This is a genomic window from Pyxidicoccus fallax (assembly GCF_012933655.1).
Lineage (GTDB): Bacteria > Myxococcota > Myxococcia > Myxococcales > Myxococcaceae > Myxococcus > Myxococcus fallax.
Genome location: NZ_JABBJJ010000251.1, coordinates 1 through 18,856, shown reverse-complemented (window position 1 = coordinate 18,856; position 18,856 = coordinate 1). Strand labels below are relative to the sequence as shown.

General features: G+C 71.3%; 16 protein-coding genes. 10 read left to right on the top strand and 6 right to left on the bottom strand.

What is annotated here, in order from left to right; genetic code table 11:
* Positions 1-69 precede the first annotated feature (69 nt).
* From HG543_RS37695 to HG543_RS37675, 5 genes are all read left to right on the top strand, one after another.
* Positions 70-741, top strand: coding sequence for a response regulator (locus HG543_RS37695; protein WP_169349766.1), 672 nt, complete (start codon positions 70-72; stop codon positions 739-741).
* Positions 742-871: 130 nt separating this feature from the next.
* Positions 872-1,927: a DUF72 domain-containing protein gene (locus tag HG543_RS37690; RefSeq protein WP_169349765.1), complete on the top strand. Its 1,056-nt coding sequence runs from the start codon at positions 872-874 to the stop codon at positions 1,925-1,927.
* Positions 1,928-1,971: 44 nt separating this feature from the next.
* Entirely contained in the window at positions 1,972-2,268 is a 297-nt protein-coding gene (locus HG543_RS37685; RefSeq protein WP_246357572.1) for a hypothetical protein, read from the top strand.
* Entirely contained in the window at positions 2,198-2,554 is a 357-nt protein-coding gene (locus tag HG543_RS37680) for a Smr/MutS family protein (protein WP_169349764.1), read from the top strand. Before HG543_RS37685 ends, HG543_RS37680 begins: the two co-directional genes overlap by 71 nt.
* 105 nt (positions 2,555-2,659) lie before the next feature.
* Positions 2,660-4,225, top strand: a complete 1,566-nt coding sequence (locus HG543_RS37675) for an alpha/beta hydrolase (RefSeq protein WP_169349763.1) — start codon at positions 2,660-2,662, stop codon at positions 4,223-4,225.
* Here the strand turns inward: HG543_RS37675 and HG543_RS37670 are convergent.
* The 4 genes from HG543_RS37670 to HG543_RS55780 form a co-directional block, all read right to left on the bottom strand.
* Positions 4,207-6,975, bottom strand: coding sequence for an SNF2-related protein (locus HG543_RS37670; protein ID WP_169349762.1), 2,769 nt, complete (start codon positions 6,973-6,975; stop codon positions 4,207-4,209). The genes HG543_RS37675 and HG543_RS37670 overlap by 19 nt on opposite strands.
* Positions 6,976-7,176: 201 nt before the next feature.
* Complete coding sequence (locus HG543_RS37665; RefSeq protein WP_169349761.1) at positions 7,177-8,508, bottom strand: DUF58 domain-containing protein; 1,332 nt, start codon at positions 8,506-8,508, stop codon at positions 7,177-7,179.
* Positions 8,505-9,440, bottom strand: a complete 936-nt coding sequence (locus tag HG543_RS37660) for an AAA family ATPase (RefSeq protein WP_169349760.1) — start codon at positions 9,438-9,440, stop codon at positions 8,505-8,507. The genes HG543_RS37665 and HG543_RS37660 overlap by 4 nt, the downstream gene beginning before the upstream one ends.
* Positions 9,441-9,503: 63 nt before the next feature.
* Positions 9,504-10,412, bottom strand: coding sequence for a hypothetical protein (locus HG543_RS55780; RefSeq protein WP_343073534.1), 909 nt, complete (start codon positions 10,410-10,412; stop codon positions 9,504-9,506).
* Between the two features lie 109 nt (positions 10,413-10,521).
* Between HG543_RS55780 and HG543_RS37650 the strand changes: the two genes are divergently transcribed.
* Positions 10,522-12,744 carry a peptidylprolyl isomerase gene (locus tag HG543_RS37650; RefSeq protein WP_169349759.1) on the top strand — a complete coding sequence of 741 codons (2,223 nt, stop codon included), beginning with the start codon at positions 10,522-10,524 and terminating at the stop codon, positions 12,742-12,744.
* Between the two features lie 9 nt (positions 12,745-12,753).
* On the opposite strand, the gene HG543_RS37645 is transcribed toward HG543_RS37650, so the two are convergent.
* Complete coding sequence (locus HG543_RS37645; protein WP_169349758.1) at positions 12,754-13,869, bottom strand: HD domain-containing phosphohydrolase; 1,116 nt, start codon at positions 13,867-13,869, stop codon at positions 12,754-12,756.
* Positions 13,870-14,108: 239 nt separating this feature from the next.
* Here HG543_RS37645 and HG543_RS37640 point away from each other — a divergent pair, with 239 nt between their 5' ends.
* From HG543_RS37640 to HG543_RS37625, 4 genes are all read left to right on the top strand, one after another.
* The gene (locus tag HG543_RS37640) at positions 14,109-15,110 is read left to right on the top strand and encodes an NAD(P)H-dependent amine dehydrogenase family protein (RefSeq protein ID WP_169349757.1); all 1,002 of its coding nucleotides are present in this window, start codon (positions 14,109-14,111) and stop codon (positions 15,108-15,110) included.
* Positions 15,111-15,125: 15 nt separating this feature from the next.
* Positions 15,126-15,575 carry a MaoC family dehydratase N-terminal domain-containing protein gene (locus tag HG543_RS37635; protein ID WP_169349756.1) on the top strand — a complete coding sequence of 150 codons (450 nt, stop codon included), beginning with the start codon at positions 15,126-15,128 and terminating at the stop codon, positions 15,573-15,575.
* Positions 15,575-16,249, top strand: a complete 675-nt coding sequence (locus tag HG543_RS37630; RefSeq protein ID WP_169349755.1) for a MaoC family dehydratase — start codon at positions 15,575-15,577, stop codon at positions 16,247-16,249. Before HG543_RS37635 ends, HG543_RS37630 begins: the two co-directional genes overlap by 1 nt.
* A gap of 168 nt (positions 16,250-16,417) precedes the next feature.
* Complete coding sequence (locus tag HG543_RS37625; protein WP_169349754.1) at positions 16,418-18,262, top strand: acyl-CoA dehydrogenase; 1,845 nt, start codon at positions 16,418-16,420, stop codon at positions 18,260-18,262.
* A gap of 54 nt (positions 18,263-18,316) precedes the next feature.
* On the opposite strand, the gene HG543_RS37620 is transcribed toward HG543_RS37625, so the two are convergent.
* Entirely contained in the window at positions 18,317-18,766 is a 450-nt protein-coding gene (locus tag HG543_RS37620) for an ExbD/TolR family protein (protein WP_169349753.1), read from the bottom strand.
* Between the last annotated feature and the right edge of the window lie 90 nt (positions 18,767-18,856).

The window sequence follows — 18,856 nt, the reverse complement described above, 5'->3', positions numbered from 1 at the left end:
GGACAGGCGCGCTGGGGTGGGGCAGATGCCGGTTACGGGGCTGTCCGCGACGACTGGGAGACGGACGACATGAGCACCGATGACATCAAAGCGAGGCCCCCGATCCGCCTCGTCCTCGCCGATGACCACGCCCTGGTGCGCCAGGGCCTGCGGAGCCTGCTGGACCTCACCCCGGACCTGCGCGTGGTGGGCGAGGCGGCCGACGGCGAGGAGGCCGTGCGCCGGGTGGCGGAGTTGAATCCGGACGTGGTGCTGATGGACGTGCGCATGCCCCGCATGACGGGCCTGGAGGCGCTCCACGCCCTGCGCCGCACCGACCCGTCCCGGCGCGTGGTGCTGCTCACCACCTTCGACGAGGACGCCGCCATCATCGAGGCCCTCCGCGCGGGCGTGCAGGGCTTCCTCCTCAAGGACGTGTCCATGGAGGAGCTCGCCGACGCCATCCGGCGCGTCGCCGCGGGCGAGACGCTCCTGCCTCCCGGCGTCGCGGAGCGCGTGGCCCGAGGCGTGGCCGAGCTGCCCCGGGACTTCCCCCACGCGGATCTGCCCGAGGGCCTCACCCGCCGCGAGGTGGAGGTGCTGCGCCTCATCGCCCGGGGCATGAGCAACCGCGAGATTGCCCAGGCGCTCGGGACGGCGGAGGGCACGGTGAAGAACCAGACCTCCAGCATCCTGTCCAAGCTGGGCGTGAGGGACCGCACCCGCGCCGTCCTCCGGGCCATGGAGCTCGGCTGCCTGTAGGCCGGACATACCACTTGGAGAGTGGGCCATTTCTGGGGCAACCTGCTGCATCAGGTGGCGCCCGGCGTTATGCCTGCCGGACGCACGATGGCACCGCATCCCGGTGCCTTCCCGCCGCAGGAGACGTCCCATGGCCCAGCAACGAGGACCCGCCCAGCTCGACCTGTTCACCGGCGCGCCCGTCGAGGCTTCCTCCCGGGGCCGAAAAGGAACCCAGCCGGTAGGGCCCGCCCCCGCCTCCGAGCACCTGTCCGCGGTCGGCCAGCACCTGCCCGCGGGCACCTACCTGGGAACCTCCTCGTGGACCTTCCCCGGGTGGAGCGGCATCGTCTACGACCACCCGGCCGCCGCCTCCCAGCTCGCGCGCGAGGGCCTGGCCGCGTACGCCCACCACCCGGTGCTGCGCACGGTGGGCATCGACCGGACCTTCTACGGCCCCATCCCCGCCAGCGCCTTCGCCGAGTACGCCGAGCAGGTCCCCGACGGCTTCCGCTTCCTCGTGAAGGCCCACGAGGTCTGCACCATGGCCCGCTTCCCCCTGCACGAGCGCTACGGCGCCCAGCGCGGGCAGGCCAATGACCGGTTCCTCAACGCCGCGTACGCCGCCGAGCACGTGGTGGCCCCCTTCGTGGAGGGGCTCGGGGACAAGGCCGGGCCGCTCGTCTTCCAGTTTCCTCCGCAGGACCCGCAGTCGCTCGGCGGGCCCGCGCGCTTCGTGGAGCGGCTGCACGCCTTCTTCGCCGCGCTGCCCCGGGGCCCGCTGTACGCGGTGGAGGTGCGCAACGAGGAGTTGCTCACCGAGGGTTTCGCCCAGGCCCTGGCGGACGTGGGCGTCAGCCCCGTGCTCGCCGTGTGGCGCGACATGCCGCCCGTCGCGCAGCAGGCGAAGCGCACCCGGGCCTTCGAGTCTCGCGCCCTGGTGGTGCGGTGGATGCTGCCGCCCAACCTCGGCTACGAGGAGGCCCGCGCACGCTACGCCCCCTTTGACAAGCTCGTGGACGAGGACCTGTCCACCCGCGACGTCCTCGCCCGCGTCTGTCTCGCGGCCGAGCGCCGGGGGAAGCCCGCCTTCATCACCATCAACAACAAAGCCGAGGGCAGCGCCCCCCTGTCCGCCATCCGACTCGCGGAACGTATTGTCGCGCGCAGGACGGAGGAGGGCAGGCAACAGAGCGTTTCCTCGTGAACGACTCTTGCCCTTGTGCACGGCTCTTGCTTACGTGAGGTGTCATGAAGTCCATGGCTTTCGCGGCAGTGGTGGTTCAGCTCATGACGGCGGGTGGCGCCGGTGCGCAGGGTGAGCGTGCGACCGAGCGCCAGGAAGCCGGCGACGTGGGCAAGGAACTGTCCTCGCTCAAGAACGAGCTGTCCTCGCTGTCCGCGGAGTTCAATGCGGCCAAGGAGCGCCGCCGGCTCGAGGCGGAGCGGAAGAAGCGCGAGGAGGAGGAGTGGCACCATGGCCCCAAGGCGCCTACCGCCCCACGAGCCACCCCTCCCACCGGAGGGGCCGGAACCCCCGCCCGCTGAAGACGAGGCTGTAGAAATTCCCATCGATGGGAACCTGGACCTGCACCTCTTCCATCCTCGGGAAGTGAAGGAGCTGGTCACCGAGTACCTCTGGGCGTGCCGCCAGAAGGGGTTGCTCGACGTGCGCATCATCCATGGCAAGGGCTCCGGGGCGCTGCGGCGCACCGTGCACTCGCTGCTGCCGAAGCTGCCGGAGGTGGAGTCGTTCCGCTCCGCCTCCGAGGCCGACGGCGGCTGGGGCGCGACGTGGGTGCGGCTGCGGCCGGCGGAGCCGAGCGGGACGTAGCGCCGTCACGTGCCCGGAATAAGGGGGGCGGGCAGGCGTTCGTGCCCCAGCTCCGAGACAACATCCATCCAGTTACAAACGCCACACCCAAGCCAGGAGGACGCGATGACGCGGTTCGACGGGAGTGCATGGCCGTGGAGGGCCTGCTTCACTCTGGTGCTTGCGTTGCTGGTACCCGGGCGGTGGGCCGAGGCCGCGGAGGTGGCTGTCGCGCGCCGGGCAGGGGACGTGGTGGTGGAGACGGGCTCGGCGACGACGCCCACCGGAGAGGTGCTCCCGTACGAGGTCGGCACGCTGTTCGTGCCCGAGAACCGGACGGCGCCGAAGAGCCGCCTCATCGGCGTCGGGTTCGCCCGCATCCGGGCGGCGAAGCCCACGGGGGCCCCTCCCATCTTCCTGTTGCCCGGAGGCCCCGGCCTCAGCCTGCTGGACACCCTGACGGACAACAGCGACCCGGCCTCACGCCGCCATCTGGCCATCTTGGCCCAGTACCGCACGGCGGGCGACGTGGTGCTGGTGGACCAGCGGGGCTACTCGCCGCGTGGTGACTTCATGGAGTTCACCCCGCCAGCGCAGCCACTGGAGCGCCCCGGCTCCCTGGAGGCGGACGCCGTCATGCTGGTGAAGCAGGCCCAGGCGGCCATCGCCGCCCACCCCAACAAGGACCTCTCCGGGTACACGATCGAGCAGTGCGCCGACGATGTGAACGACCTGCGCAAGGCACTCGGGTACGACAAAATCACCCTGTACGGCGGGAGCTTCGGCTCGCAGTGGAGCTTCGCGGTGATGCGGCGCCATCCCGAGACGGTGGCACGGGCGCTGCTGACGGACGTGGAGCCGCTGGACTCCGGTTACGACATGCCGTCGCACGTCCTCTCGGCGCTCCAGCGCATCGCCTGGGACGCGGACAGGGACCCGGGCCTCGCGCCCTACCTGCCCGCGGGCGGAGTGATGGGGGCGCTGCGCGCCGTCCGCGAGCGCCTCGCGAAGGGGCCCATCCAGGTGAAGGTCGACAAGGCGGTGGAGGGCAGGGCGGCCACCGTGACGCTGGGGCTCCAGGACTTCCGCGACTCACTCATCCGTTCCGCGGTGACCTGGCCCGCCTTCGTCCTGTCCCTGTACCACCGGCACTATGACGGCTGGGCGCGCGAGGTCCTCGAGCAGCGAATGAAGCCGGGGCCCTGGGCGCTCATCGGCCCGCTCATCGACACGAGCCTGGGCGTCTCCGCCGAGCGCGAGCACCTGCTGCGGACCGACCCGGGCACCGAGCTCCTGGGCATGGGCGGCTTCCATCCCTACATCGCTTCCGCGTCCGCCTGGCCCACGCCGGACCTCGGAGACGCCTTCCGGCGCCCCGTCCCCAACCCGACGCCCGTGCTCTTCCTCCATGGAGACTGGGACACGTCCACCCCCATCGAGAACCTGGTGGGCGTGCTGCCGTACTTCCCCAACAGCCACACGATTCGCGTCCACCGGGGCACTCACGGCAATCGCAGGCCCCTGTGGGAGCAGCACCCCGAGCTCCTAGCGCGGTTCGTCGGCTTCTTCGCGAGCGGAGACACCCGGGGCCTTCCCGTGGACGTGGAGCTCGGCGTGCCCGCCTTCCAGCGGCCCGCCTTCCCTCCACCCGCGAAGCCCGTCCGGCAGGTCGCTCAGGACAGCCAGAAGTAGGCGGAGGCGATGAGGGAGCGCTTCTCCGTCACCTTCGCCTTCTGCGCCAGGTCCGCGAGCTGCCGGTCCTTGGCGGCGTAGCGCTTCTCCTCCTCGTTGCGCAGCGAGGACAGCTTGCGCCGGTACTCGCGCTCCAGCCGGTCCGCGTTCGCGCGCGCCTTCGCCTTCTCCGCCACGTCCTCGGCGACGGCGGCGACGGCCTTGCGCGCCTCGAACCACTGCTGGCGCGCGGTCTCCACCGCCTCGCGCGACTCCAGGAGGCAGTCCTCGACGTAGCGGTCCGCGCGCTCCTTGGCCTTGTCCAGCTCCAGCGCGTTGCGGCGCTCCGCGGCCCGGACGATTTCCTCCTTGGCCGACACCAGCGCCTGCTCCTGCATGAGCTGCACGGACACCGGCGCGGGCTGGCGGCGCTTCTCCTCCTTCGCCGCCAGCTTCACGAAGTGCGCCCCGTCCTGCAGCGGCAGCGCCCGGAAGCCGCCGTCTCGCTCGCGCACCAGCACCAGGTGCACCAGCTTCTCCTCCGGCTTCAGGCCCGTCGTCTCGAACTTGTAGGCGAACCACCAGCCCTCGCAGCCGGCCAGCCGCGCCAGACGGGAGGGGAGCCCGGACGCGTCCAGCTGCAGGTAGCTCACCGCGTCCTGCGTGCGCTCCTTCACCGCGTACGCGGCCTTCGCGATCTCCAGCCGCCCCGAGGCGCGGCTGCCCAGCACGGAGCTGGTGAGCGCGCGCGCCTCCTGCTGCCGCTTCGCGAGCGCTTCCTTCGTCTGGTCCTGCTGCCCGCGCAGCCGCCGCCGCACGTCGCCGTCGAAGCGCTCCAGCACCACCGAGCGCATCTCCGTCATCCGCTTGCTGATGCGGCCTTCCAGCTCCTCGCGCAGCTTGTCGAACGCCGCGTTGATGTCCTCCGGCTTCCGGCAGGACTGGTAGATGTCGAGGATGCGCCGCTCGAAGTCGACGCCGCTCTCCAGCGCGCCGAGGATTTCGTCCGACGCGCCGAAGACGCCGTCGAAGAGGTTGAGCTTCTTCTCCAGCAGTTCGAACAGGCGCGCGTCCGCCGCGTTCTGCCGGTTGAGGAAGTTGATGACCAGCACGTCCCGCTGCTGCCCGTACCGGTGGCAGCGGCCGATGCGCTGCTCCACCCGCTGCGGGTTCCACGGCAAATCGTAGTTCACCACCAGGTTGCAGAACTGGAGGTTGAGCCCCTCCGCGCCGGCCTCGGTGCAGATGAGGATCTGCGACTTGTGGCGGAACTCCTCCACCAGCGCGCGGCGCTCCTCCGGCGTGCCGGCGAGGTCACCGGCCAGCAGGGAGATCTTCCCCTTGTAGCCGGCCTCCGACAGGAGGTTGAAGAGGTACTGCTGCGTGCGGCGGGACTCGGTGAAGATGAGCGCCTTCTCCGGCCAGCCGTGCGCGCGCATCACCCCGAAGGTGCGGTCCAGGCCGCGCACGAGCGCCTGGCCCTTGGCGTTGACCTTGATGGAGTCCGCGAGGTCCGCGTACTGCTTCAGCTCCCAGACCTCCTGCTCCAGCACGCGGACGTTGGGGGACTTGGCCGGATCATCCGACCACTCCTCGCCCTCCTCGACGAACTGCTTGGCCTCCTCGGGCTCGAACATCGCCAGCGCCTGCTGGCCCAGCTTCGCCGCCTGGAGCCGCTTCTCCAGGTTCTCCGCCAGCCGGCGCAGCGTGGGGGCGATGGCGTATGTCGAGGACGCCAGCAGCTTGCGGTAGCAGAGCGTCAGCAGCGTCTTCTTGCCGGGCTCGATGGCCGCGGCCTCGGAGCGCTGGAGGTACTCGCTGACCTTCTCGTAGAGGTCGTGCTCCTCGGGGGAGGGGGTGAAGTCCTCCACGATGGAGCGGCGGTTGGTGTAGCGGACGTACTCGCGCACCTGCCGGCGCAGCGTGCGCTGCACCACGGGGGCCAGCCGCTCCTTCAGCTCGGCGACGGCGGCCTCCGTCATGCCGCCGCCCTCGTCCACGCGGTAGCGGCTGCGGAAGGCGTGCTCCGGGCCGAGGATCTGCTCGTCCAGCAGCGACATCAGCCCGAACAGCTCCATGATGTCGTTCTGGAGCGGGGTGGCGGTGAGCAGCAGCTTGGGGCGCCCGGCCAGGGCGGACTTCAGCGCCTGCCCCATCTTGTTGTTGGGCCGGTACGCGTTGCGAAGACGGTGGGCCTCGTCGATGACGACCACATCCCACGGAATCTCCGCCGCCAGCGCCGCCTTGTTGGCCGCGAAGGGGTGCGAGCAGATGACGGGGAAGGGCTGGTCGAAGCAGTTGCCGGAGGCCCGCACGGTGCGGCCGTCCACCAGCACGCTCTCCAGGTCGAACTTCTCCCGCAGCTCGCTGTTCCACTGCGCGCGCAGCGTGGCCGGCGCGAGGATGAGGATGCGGCTCTTCCCCTCGGCCATCAGCTGGGCGATGACGAGGCCGGCCTCGATGGTCTTCCCCAGGCCCACCTCGTCGCCCAGCATGCAGCCGCCGCGCGACAGCGAGTCGAGCGCGAACATGGCGCCCTCGACCTGGTGCGGGTTGAGGTCCACCTTCGCTTCCGACAGCGCGCCGGCCAGCCGCTGCTGTGAGTCTCCACTCTTCGCCAGCAGCTCTTCCGCCAGCAGCCGCTCGTGGAAGGGAGTCAACGACGCCTTCGCGGGCTCGGACTCCACCCGGGACGCCATCGCCGCCGCCGCCGCGTCGACCTCCACCTCAACCCTCAAATCCCTCGCGCCCTCCGCCAAGACCGTCTCCATCCGTGATGTTCGAGGTCGCCCGCCGCTGAGGCGGGCGAGAGAGACCGGCCATTTTGTTGACGAAGACGTGTCTGTAAAGGGGGTCGTTTCCGGAGCCTAGAATTCGGCCTCGGAGCGATTGGCACGCTTCTTCACGAGCGACGCGCGGGCGCGGTGAAAACACGCTCCGCACAAACTTTTCGCTGGACTTGACGGAGCGGCTCAGAGCAGTCCACGTGATTTCACGTCGAGGTACGCGTTGAGCGCCGCCGCGCCGAAGCCCCGGGCGGGGGCGCGGACCACCAGGGCGCCGGCGTCACGCAGGGTGGTGGCGGTGCGGCGGTACTCGGCCTCCAGACGCGCCGCGGCCTGGCGGGCGTAGGCGTCCTGGGCCTCGCGGGGCACCTCGGTGGCGGCGGCTTCCAGGTCCTCGTCCAGCAGCGAGGCGACGACGGGCAGGTGCCGGGGGCGCAGCGCGAGGGTGCGCGTGAGGAGTCCCGCGGAGGCGTCCGGGTCCACCAGGTCCGTGAAGAGCACCACCAGCGCGCGGCGCGTCTGCCGGGCGAAGGCGAAGTCGAAGGCGCGGCCGTAGTCGCTCTCCTCCAGCGCGGCCTCGGCGCGGTAGAGGGACTCGGTGATGAGGCGCAGGTGCTCGCGGCCCTTGCGCGGCGGGAGGAAGGCGCGCACGTCGCTGGCGAAGGCCAGCACGCCCACCACGTCCCCCGCGTCCAGGCTCACCCGCGCCAGCCGCAGCGCCGCGTCCACCGCGTGGTCCAGCTTGCGCCGGCCCCGCACCCGGCCCGCCATGTGGCGCCCGCAGTCCAGGAGCAGCAGCACCGGCTGGTTGCGCTCCGGCTGCCACGTGCGCACCAGCGTGCTGGCATGGCGCGCGGACGCCTTCCAGTCGATGTGGCGGTAGTCGTCGCCCGGGCGGTACTCGCGCAGGGACTCGAACTCGCGGCCTTCCGCCACGCGGCGCCGCTGCGTGCGCGCGGAGGCCGCGTCCGAGGTGCGCGCCAACGTCAGCGCCTCGCGCGAGAGCGCCGTGAGGTCCGGGTACACCTTCACCGCCTGCGCGGCCGGCACGCGCACCTGGCGCCAGCACAGGCCCAGCGGGCCCGCCAGTCTCAGGTGCACGTCCCCGAAGCGCGCGTCCCCGCGCGCCGGTGGGGTGACGAGGTACGTGAGGCTCGCGGGGGCATCCGCCGGAAGCGTGAGGGCCTGACGGTGGCCGGTGCTCTCCAGCTCGACGGGTGGCTCGTCGCGCACGTCGAGGCGCAGGGGGGCGGCGGCGCCGTCCGTCCGCTCGAAGTCCAGGCGCACGGCGTTGGGCGTGCCGGACGAGAGGATGGGCTCCACGCGTCGCGACACCTTCACGGCCTCCGCGCGCGGGGCGAGGAGGAAGTCCACCGCGCAGAGCGCGAGGATGGCCACGTCCACCGCGAGCGCGAGCCAGCCGAAGGTGGGGCTGGCCACCGCGAGCGCGGCCGGAAGCAGCCCCGCCGCCAGCAGCGCCACGGCGAGGCCGGTGGGAACGGGACGGCCGGCGCTCACCGCGGCACTCGCACCCGCTCGAGCGTCTGCCGGAGGACGTCGTCCGCGGTGACGCCCTCCACCTCGGCCTCGGCCTTGAGCAGGAGGCGGTGGTTGAGGACGCTGAAGGCCACGGCCTTCACGTCGTCCGGGGTGACGAAGTCGGTGCCATTCAGCGCCGCGCGCGCCTTCGCGGCGGCCAGCAGCGCCTGCGACGAGCGGGGGCTGGCCCCCAGACGCACGCGGGGATGCGAGCGCGTGTCGCGCACCACGTTCACCACGTACTGGAGGATGGAGTCGTCACAGGTGACGCGGGCCGCGCGGGCCTGCAGCTCCGTCAGCGTGGCCACGTCCAGGATGCGCTCCAGGCCGGGGGGCCTGCCCTCGCGCTGGTGGTACGCGCGCAGCATGGTGGTCTCCGCGTCCGGCTCCGGGTAGCCCACGCGCACGCGCATGAGGAAGCGGTCCAGTTGCGCCTCCGGCAGCGGGTAGGTTCCCTCCAATTCCAGCGGGTTCTGCGTGGCCACCACGAAGAAGTGCGGCGGCAGCGCGTGCGACACGCCGTCGATGGTGACCTGCCGCTCCTCCATGGCCTCCAGCAGCGCGGCCTGCGTCTTGGGCGGGGTGCGGTTGATTTCGTCCGCCACCACCACCTCCGTGAAGATGGGGCCCTTCACGAGGCGGAAGGCGTTGTCCTGCGGCTGGAAGACGTTGGTGCCGAGGATGTCCGCCGGCATCAGGTCCGGGGTGAACTGGACGCGGGTGAAGCGCAGCCCCAGCGCCCCGGCCATGGTGCGCGCCGTGAGCGTCTTGGCCACGCCGGGCACGCCCTCCAGCAGCACGTGGCCCCGCGCCAGGAAGGCCGTCACCAGGTCGGCCAGCACCGCCTGCTGTCCGAAGACGACCGAGCCGAGCGCGGAGGTGAGACGGGAGAGGGGAGAGGCGTCGGACATGGTGGCGCGGGAAGGTAGCCCGCCGCCGCGAGGCGCGGCAGCGGTTTCGTGGGGCTCGCGTCTTTAGCGGGCGGACTTGCCCTTCAGGCCCAGCAGCGTCCCGCCGAGGGCGGCCAGCGAGCCCAGCAGGGCGAGGTAGACGCCCAGGCTGGGCGACGAGTTCACCACCTCCGCGTTGCCGAAGCCCGAGGGCACCTTCGTCGAGTCCGACGCCGTCTTGATGTAGATGACGCACCAGACGAGGCAGATGAAGGCGCACAGCAACTGCCCCATCCACGGCACCACCGGGTTGACGTTCTGCAGGGAGCCCTTCACGCGCAGGCTCACGGCGGTCATCACGAGGATGGAGAGCACGAAGGCGCCGACGCCCATGCTCATCAGCCCGAGGATGTCGCCGTCCGCGGCCGTGTCCTTCCACGGCAGGAAGCAGGAGAGCAGCACCAGCGCCGCGCCCCAGAAGGCGACCTTGTCACCGCCGGTCAGCAGGGCGAACAGCTCCTTCGCATCGCGGATGAGCTCCTCGGGGTCCGCGACGGCGTTGCTCTCCTCGCCGGCGCGGGCCGAGCGGTCCCACGGGTCCGGTCCGTCGTCCTCCGGAGGAGGCTCCGGCGCGCGGCGGGGCGGAGGGGCGGCGCGGGCAGCCGGCGTCGCGCGCGAGCCTCCAGCGGCGGCCCGGGCGGCGGGACGCGGCGGCGCGGCTCGGACGATCTCGTCCATGCTCCGGATGTTGGTGGAATCCGAGTCCGGTGGCGGCACCGCGGCACGGGCTCCCGTCTTCCCCTTGGGGCGCGCGGCGGCGGCGGGCTTCGCGGCGGGGCGAGGCTCCTCCGGCGCGTCGTCGGCCTCCTCGCCGTTGTCGGCGGGGGGCTCGTCCGACAGGAAGGAGCCGTCGATGATGTAGTCACAGACGGAGCAGATGGACGTGTTGGCGGCTACCTTCGAGCCGCAGCCAGGGCAGTTCAGGACCAGCACTCCCGCGGAGAGAAACGGGCCGCATCTTCGGAGCCCTGGCCCGGGGCTGTCAAACCCCGTGCAGCCTAACCCCTGGATTTTCGCGGGAAATTGGCCTACGCCCCGGCGCATGAGCCGACCGCGCACTGCTCGTGGACTGTCCGCCTGCCTCGCCGCCCTCACGCTGTCCGCCGGCTGTGTCCGCGGCGTTCCCTCGCCCGAGCGGGAGCCGATCGACGCGGCGACGCTGGCGCGCATCCAGGACTGGGAGGACCGGCGCTCGCTGGGGGATGGGGCGCTCGTGTCGCTGGCCACGGGCGCGCCGGATGCGCGGGTGCGCGCACGGGCGCAGCGGGCCCTGGCGCGCATCCAGGACGTGGCCACGCTGGACGTGGTGCGCGCGGGACTGAGGGATGCCGACCCGGGCGTGCGGGACGAGGCCGCGTTCGCGGCGGGAGAGCTGGCCCTGTCATGGGAGCCGCTGACGGACGCGGAGCGCACGGCGCTGGCGGAGGCCCTGCTGGCGGCGGAGCTCGCCGAGCGCGAGCCCCGGGTACGCTCCACGCTGATGGACTCGCTGGGGAGGACGGGCGCTCCGGCCGCGCTGGCGCGACTGACGGAGCTGCTGCAAGGCGGTGACGTGGAGGTCGCGGGCCGGGCGGCGCTGGCGCTCGGCGTGGCCGCGCGGCGGGGTGGGGCGGCGCTGGTGGCGGGGGTGCCGCTGGCGCCCGCGGTGGCGCTGCTCGCGGCGGACCGGCCGGTGGAGGCGCGCTACGGGGGCGCATATTTCCTGATGACGGCGAAGCGGGCGGAGGCGCTGCCCGCGCTGCGCCGCTGCCTGGAAGATGCGGACGCGGACGTGCGCGGGCTGTGCGCGAAGGCCTTCGGCGACGTGGGCGGGCCGGAGGACGCGGTGGTGCTGGGACGCCTCCTGGAGGACCCGGTGCCGCGCGTGGCGGCGGAGGCGGCGCGCTCGCTGGCGAAGCTCGCGGCGATGTGCAGCGGCCCGTGCACCGCGGTGGAGACCCTGGAGGCGCTGGCGGCGCGGGCGAAGCGCGTGGCTCGCGGAATGGAGACACCGGAGGCGAGCACGGAAGCGGGCGGGGCGAAGGCACCGGCGGCGACGGGCTCGGCGGCGGGTGGGGTCAAGGCACCGGCGACGGGCGCGGACAGCCCGGTGGAGACGCTGGCCCGGTCCGCGGACGGCCACGCGATTCTCGCGGTGGCGCAGCAGGGGCTGCCCGGGTTCGCCTCCCCCCTCTTCGTGTCGCTGCGGCTGGCCCTGGCGGACGCGGAGCGGGGCGCGGCCTCGGACCTGGCGCGCGCGGACCTCGGCTGGCTGGACTGCCGGCTCGCCGCGGCCCTGGACCGGCAGCGCGGCACGCTCGCCGACGTGACGAGCTGCGGCTTCGGCCAGGTGCAGGACGAGCGGCGGCTCGCGCTGGGCCTGCGTGAGACGGCGCAGGCGCGGGACAAGGGCACGGCGGGCTTCGCGGTGGGCTACCTCAGCCACAAGGACGCGCGCGTGCGCGGAGCCGCCGTGGAGGCCGTGGGCGCCCGGCCCGTGCCCCGCGCGGCCACCGCGCTCAGCCCCCTGCTGCGAGGAGACGACCTCGTGGTGGCCGGAGCCACGGCGGCCGCGCTCGGGAAGATGAAGGCACAGCTCCTCGCGCCCGCCCTCGAGCCGCTGGCCGACCGCGTCCCGAGGGAGCCCGGAGACCTCGCCGAGCCCGTGGCCGGAGCGCTCGTCGCGCTGCAGGGCAGGGCCGCCGAGCCCCGCTTCCGCGAGTGGCTGAAGCACCCGCACGCCAACGTGCGCCGCGTGGCCGCCGAGGCCCTCACGCAGCTCACCGGTCAGCCCGTGCGCTCCGAGCGCGTGGAGCTGCCGCCGGACACCTTCCGCCCGGAGCCCGCGCCCGCCGGCGCCGCGCTCGTGTTCCGCACCGCCAAGGGCGACATCACCGTGCGCCTGGACGCCGACGAGGCGCCCCTCACCTCGGGCAACCTCTACACGCTGGCCCAGCGCGGCTACTTCAACGGCATCTCCTTCCACCGCGTGGTGCCGGACTTCGTCGCGCAGGGCGGAGACCCGCGCGGAGACGGGGAGGGCGGCCCGGGCTACTCCATCCGCTGCGAGATGACGCGCCGGCCGTACCGCCGCGGCACCGTGGGCATGGCACTGGCCGGAAAGGACACCGGCGGCAGCCAGTTCTTCTTCACCCACGCGCCGCAGCCCCACCTGGACGGCCGCTACACGGCCTTCGGCGAGGTGGTGTCCGGAATGGAGGTCGTGGACGCGCTGCTGGAGGGAGACCTCATCCGCGAGGTGCGCGCGGTGCGGCTGACGCCGTGAGGCGGTGACTCACGCCCCGCTGGCGCGCGCCAGCGAGGCCGGCGGCCCGAGCGGGTGGCCATGCCACCGCGCGCTCTCCGCCTCCTCCATCGCCTCGACCTCCTGGCGGATGCGCTGCCACTCCGTCTCGGGGATGCTCAGGAAGGCGTCCGCCAGCGCCGGGTCGAACTGCGTGCCCGCGCAGCGGCGGATTTCATCCCGCGCCACGCTCATGGGCCGGCCCTTGCGGTAGGGCCGGTCGGACGTAATCGCGTCCACCGTGTCCGCGATGCAGAAGATGCGCGCGCCGATGACGATGTCCTCGCCCGCGAGGTTCTGCGGGTAGCCCTTGCCGTCCCAGCGCTCCTGGTGCTGCAGGACGATGAGCGCCGCCTCGTGCAGGTACGGCATCTTCGCCAGCATCCGGTAGCCGAACTCCGGGTGCTTGCGCATCTCCACCCATTCGTCCGGCGTCAGCGGCCCGGGCTTGAGCAGGATGGAGTCCCGCACGCCAATCTTGCCGATGTCGTGCAGCAGCGCTCCCTGCTCCACCACGTCCAGCGCGGCCCCCGTCAGCCCCACCTCCTGGGCCAGCCGCCGCGAGTAGAGCGACACGCGGCGCGAGTGCCACTGCGTCTCCGTGTCCCGGTAGTCCAGCGCGCTGATGAGCCCGTCCAGCAGGCCCGCGGTGCGCTCCACCACGCGCCGCTCCAAATCCCGGTTGATGGCCACCAGCTCCGCGTTCTTCTCCGCCACCTCGCGCGTCAGCCGCTCGTTGGCGTCCACCAGCCGGTAGTGCTCGAAGGCCTGGCGCACGCTGCTGGTCAGCTCGCTGAGCGACCAGGGCTTGCCCAGCAGGCGGAACACCTCGCCCCGGTTGACGGCCTCGGACGCGGTGCGGAAGTCCGCCGCCGCCGTCAGCATCAGCCGCACCGCCTTCGGGTTGCGCTCGCGCAGCGCGCCCAGCAGTTCGATGCCGTTGAGGTACGGCATCATGAAGTCCGTCAGCACGACGTGAAAGCCCACCTCGCGCGCCGCGAGGGCCGGGTCGCTGTGCGTCACGACCTCATATCCTTCCGCCTGGAGAATGCGGGACAGCGCGGCGAGGATGAGAACGTCGTCATCCACCACGAGGATGCGGTCCATGTCTACGGGATCTCCACAGGGAGGCGTGCCTGGCTTCCTTATACACGCCTCGCTCGGTGCCAAAACAGGGCCCCCCCGGGCGATATATGCCGCCAAACCCTGGAAATCCTTGGAGGTTCTCTCAGTCCGGAAGAGTCGCACATCCAAGTGACGCTTGCCTGCCCGCCAAGGTGTGATTTAAGGTGCTCCCGCAGGACGGACTGTGTCGCTAACCCCTTGGAATCCTGGAGCAATCTCCGATGGCTAGAGCCCCCGAAGGGCCGGTGCCGGTGGTGGTGATGGGCTTGGGGTTCATCGGTCAGGAGATTGCCAGGGCCGCCATGTCCTCGCCGGAAGTGGAGCTCATCGGCGCGGTGGACATGTCGCCGTCGTTGGTCGGGCGTCCCCTGGGAGACGTGCTGGGGGGGCCTGCCCCTCGCGTCAAGGTGATGGACTCGCTGGAGAAGGCGCTCGGCAAGCGCAAGGGCGTGGTGCTGCTGCACGCCACCGGCTCGCGGCTGCCGCAGGTGGTGGATCAAATCCTGGCGGCGCTGAAGCTGGGGATGCCGGTGGCCAGCACCTGCGAGGAGCTGGCTTTTCCCTACCTGAAATACCCGGAACTAGCGGATAAACTGGATCAGGCCGCGCAGCGGGCGGACGTGGCGGTGGTGGGCACCGGCGTCAACCCGGGCTTCGTGCTGGACCGGTTGGTGGCCGTGGCCGGGCAGGTGTGCGGGCCGGTGCGCCGCGCGGTCGCCACGCGGGTGGTGGATGCGCGCACGCGGCGTGAGGCCCTGCAGCGCAAGGTGGGCGCGGGGCTGACAGAGGAAGAGTTCTTCGAGCTGGTGGACGGCGAGCAGCTGGGGCACGTGGGGTTGGTGGAGTCCGCGGCGCTGGCGGCCCTGGGACTCGGGCTCGATTGCGACGACTATGAAGAAGAAGTAGCCCCCGTGTTCGCGGAGGAGGACATCTCCGGCGGCGCATTTGCCGTGAAGAAGGGACGGGTGGCGGGCATGTTCCAGTCCGTGGTGGGTTTGGAGGAGGGGCAGGAGCGGGTGCGGCTGGAGCTGACCATCGCCGTGGGGGCGGACGACCCGAAGGACCGCATCGAAATCGACGCGGACCCGAGGCTGGTGTTGGAAATCCCGGGGGGAGTGGCAGGCGACCGGGCCACCGCGAACGCGCTGGTGAATGCCGCGCCACGCTTGACGGCTGCCGAAGCGGGGCTGCTCACGGTCCTCGAGCTTCCGGCCGGACGTTAGAGTCAGGAGAGGGAAATGCTGGACAAGAACGCGATCGGCCGCGCCTCGCCGCCGACGCTGAACGAGGTAGAGAAGGGCGCCATCCGCCGCTTCGCGGAGGCCATCGGGGACTACAACCCCATCTACTACGACGAGGAGTACGCGCGGGCGTCCGGCTATCCCACCATCATCGCGCCCCCCACGTTCCCCGCGTCCTTCCACTCCGCGGCGGACCTGCGGGAGCTGCTCGGGGTGGGCATCAAGAGCCTCCTGCACGCCGAGCAGGGGTTCGACTACGAGCGCCCCATCTTCGCGGGCGATCGCATCTACGTGTCCACCCGTGTGTCGGACGTCTTCGAGCGCCCCGGCATCTCCGGGCGCATGGACATCGCCGTCATCGAGGACGAGGGCCGTGACGAGGAGGGCAACCTCGTGTTCCGCGCCCGCCGCACGCTGGTGGTCCGCGCCGCCAAGGAGACCCCGTGATGCCCGCGCGCAAGCTCTACTTCGAGGCCATCCGTGTCGGCGACGAGCTGCCGGCCCTGGCCAAGGCTCCCGTCGACCGCGTGCAACTGTCGCGCTACGCCGGCGCCTCCGGTGACTACAACCCCGTCCACGTGGACGAGGTCTACGCCAAGAGCGTGGGCATGCCGAGCGTCTACGCCCCCGGCATGCTCGTGATGGGGATGCTGGGCCAGCTCATCAGCGACTGGGCCCGCGGCGGCCAGATGCGGCGCTACAACGTGCGCTTCATCAAGATGGTGTGGCCCGGCGACACCGTGGTCTGCAAGGGCCGCGTCAGCGACCGTCACGGCTCCGGCGGCCGCTACTTCGTCGAAATCGACCTGTGGGCGGAGAACCAGCGCGGCGAGCTGGTGATGAAGGGCTCCTCGCAGATCCAGCTCTTCTACTCGCTCGAGGACGAGAACCGGCAGCGCTCCGGCCAGTCCCCCATCGTCGTGGAGGTGCCGCGCGAGAGCCTCGCCACCGCGCAGCAGGCCTCCGCCGGTGGCGCCGCCGCCACCAGCCCGTCCGCTCCCGAGGAGGGCGAGGAGGACGACGAGCGCCGCACGGGTGCCTCCTCCAAGAAGACGGCCCCGCGCGAGAAGCCCGCCGCCAAGACGGCGACGCTTCCCACCGCCAAGAAGGCGAAGAAGTAGGCATTTTTCCCAGGGTTGACGGGCGGTTCTGACCGCCCCTCAACGCGGGGTGTCATTCAGGGTTGACTCAAAAATCAGTCGCCGCCACACTTCTTGCGTCTCATCCGGGCCGCTGACCCCACTTGCCCTCTTGCTGGGCGGGCAGCGAGCCGTCACGCAGGAGTGGCCATGTCCGCCGGCATCAACACCTACAAGACCGACCTTCGAGAGATCTTCTTCACGCTGTTCGAGCAGTTCGGCTTCGGCCAGGTGAGCGGCCAGGCGCCATACGAGGCCTGGGGCTCGGACGAGGCGAAGGCCGTCCTCACCGAGACCTATCGCTTCGCCCGTGAGGTGCTCGGGCCCCTCAACGCCACGGGAGACCGTGAGGGCTGCCGGGTGGAGAACGGCGCCGTCTATACGCCCACCGGCTTCAAGGACGCCTGGAAGAAGCTGTACGAGCAGGGCTTCAAGACGGTGGCGGTGGACCCGGAGCACGGTGGCCAGGGCGCGCCGATGATGCTCCAGGTGACGGTGGAGGAGCTGCTGTCGGGCGCCAACACGGCGTTCAACATGTACCCGGGCCTGGCCTTCGGCGCGGCGGAAGTCATCGCCGAGTGCGGCACGCCCGCCCAGCAGAAGATGTACGTGGAGCGGATGCTGAACGGCACGTGGGGCGGCACCATGTGCCTCACCGAGCCGCACGCCGGCTCCGACGTGGGCGCGGCCAAGTCCACCGCCCGCCGCAACGCCGACGGCACCTACAACATCCGCGGCACGAAGATCTTCATCTCCGGCGGCGACCACGACATGGCGGAGAACATCATCCACCTCGTGCTCGCGCGCATCGACGGTGCCTCGCCGGGCACCAAGGGCCTGTCGCTGTTCATCGTCCCCAAGCTGCGCATCAACGCGGACGGCAGCCCGGGCAAGCCGAACGACGTGGGCGTGGGCTCCATCGAGCACAAGATGGGCATCAACGGCTCGGCCACCTGTGTCCTCAACTTCGGTGAGAACGACGCGTGTGTGGGCGAGCTCGTGGGCACCGTCGAGCACGTCGGCATGAGCCAGATGTTCAAGATGATGAACGGCGCGCGCATCGCCGTGGGCATCCAGGGCCTCGGCCTCGCCTCCGCCGCGTACTACAACGCGCTGGACTACGCGAAGGACCGCAAGCAGGGCTCGCACTTCACCAAGTGGAAGGACCCCACCGCGCCCCGCGCCGCCATCATCGAGCACCCGGATGTCCGCCGCATGCTGCTGGACATGAAGGCGCACGTGGAGGGCATCCGCTCGCTCATCATCAAGCTGGCCATGCACCTGGACAAGGCGAAGCAGCTGGCCGGCAAGGACGATGACGCGGCCACCTACCACCGCGGCCAGGTGGAGCTGCTCACCCCGCTGGTGAAGGCCTTCGGCTCCGACCAGTCCTTCCGCATCTGCGCCCAGGCCATCCAGGTCTACGGCGGCGCCGGCTACATCCAGGACTACCCGGTGGAGCAGTACACCCGCGACTCGAAGATCTTCTCCATCTACGAGGGCACCAACCACATCCAGGCCATGGACCTGGTGGGCCGGAAGATGGGGCAGGCGGGCGGCATGCACTTCCAGCAGTTCATGGGCGACGTGGGCTCGTTCATCGAGGCCAACCGCGAGCACCCCGTGTACGGCGAGGCGGTGAAGACGCTGGCCGCGGCGCAGGAGGCCCTGATGGCCAGCGCCATGACGGTGTTCGGCTGGTCGCAGGACGGCAGCAAGTTCCCGCTGATTCCGCTGTCCGCCAACCGCTTCCTGCAGATGATGTCCGAGGTGGCGGTGGGCTGGCTGCTGCTGGACGCGGCCGTCATCGCGGAGAAGGCCAAGGGCTCGCTGTCCGGTGAGCACCCGGACCGCGCCTTCTACGAGGGCAAGAAGTACAGCGCCCTCTTCTTCGCCCGCAACGTGCTGCCCGGCGTGGAGCAGGCCGCGAAGATGCTCGCCTCCGAGGACACCTCGCCCATGGACATCTCGGACGGCGCCTTCGCCTCCGTCTGATGTCCGTGTGACTGAAGCGGGCGCCCCTGGATGACGGGGGCGCCCTTCGTATTTCTATTCGCCCTCGCGCACGCCGATGGCGAGCTGGCCGAGGCCGGCCTTCTTGGCCAGCTCCATCACCTGCACCACGGTGCCGTGGGGAACGCCCTCGTCCGCCTGGACGATGACGACGGTGTCGGGGTCCTTCTCCCGGGCGTCGTCGAAGGACTTGCGCAGCTCGTCCTCGGAGACGACGTTGCCGGCGAGCACGAAGCGCCCGTCGGCGAGCACCGCCACGGCCAGGTCCGTGGTGCGCGCGGTGACGTCCGCGGCGCCGCCCTTGGGCAGGTTCACCTTGAGGCCGGCCTTGGCGCCGCCCCCGGGCCCCTGCTGGACGATGACGGAGCTGGTCACCATGAAGATGATGAGCAGCACCAGGAAGATGTCCGTCAGCGGGGTGATGTTGATTTCGGCGAAGACGCCCTCGTCGCCCTCGTTGTCCCCCGGTGTCTTTCCCATGGCCATGGTGCGTGTCCTCCGGGACTAGGCGGGCTTGGGGTCCGTGCTCGTGACGGTGGACGGCGGGGACTCGCGCGTGGGCGCGGGCTCGGGGGG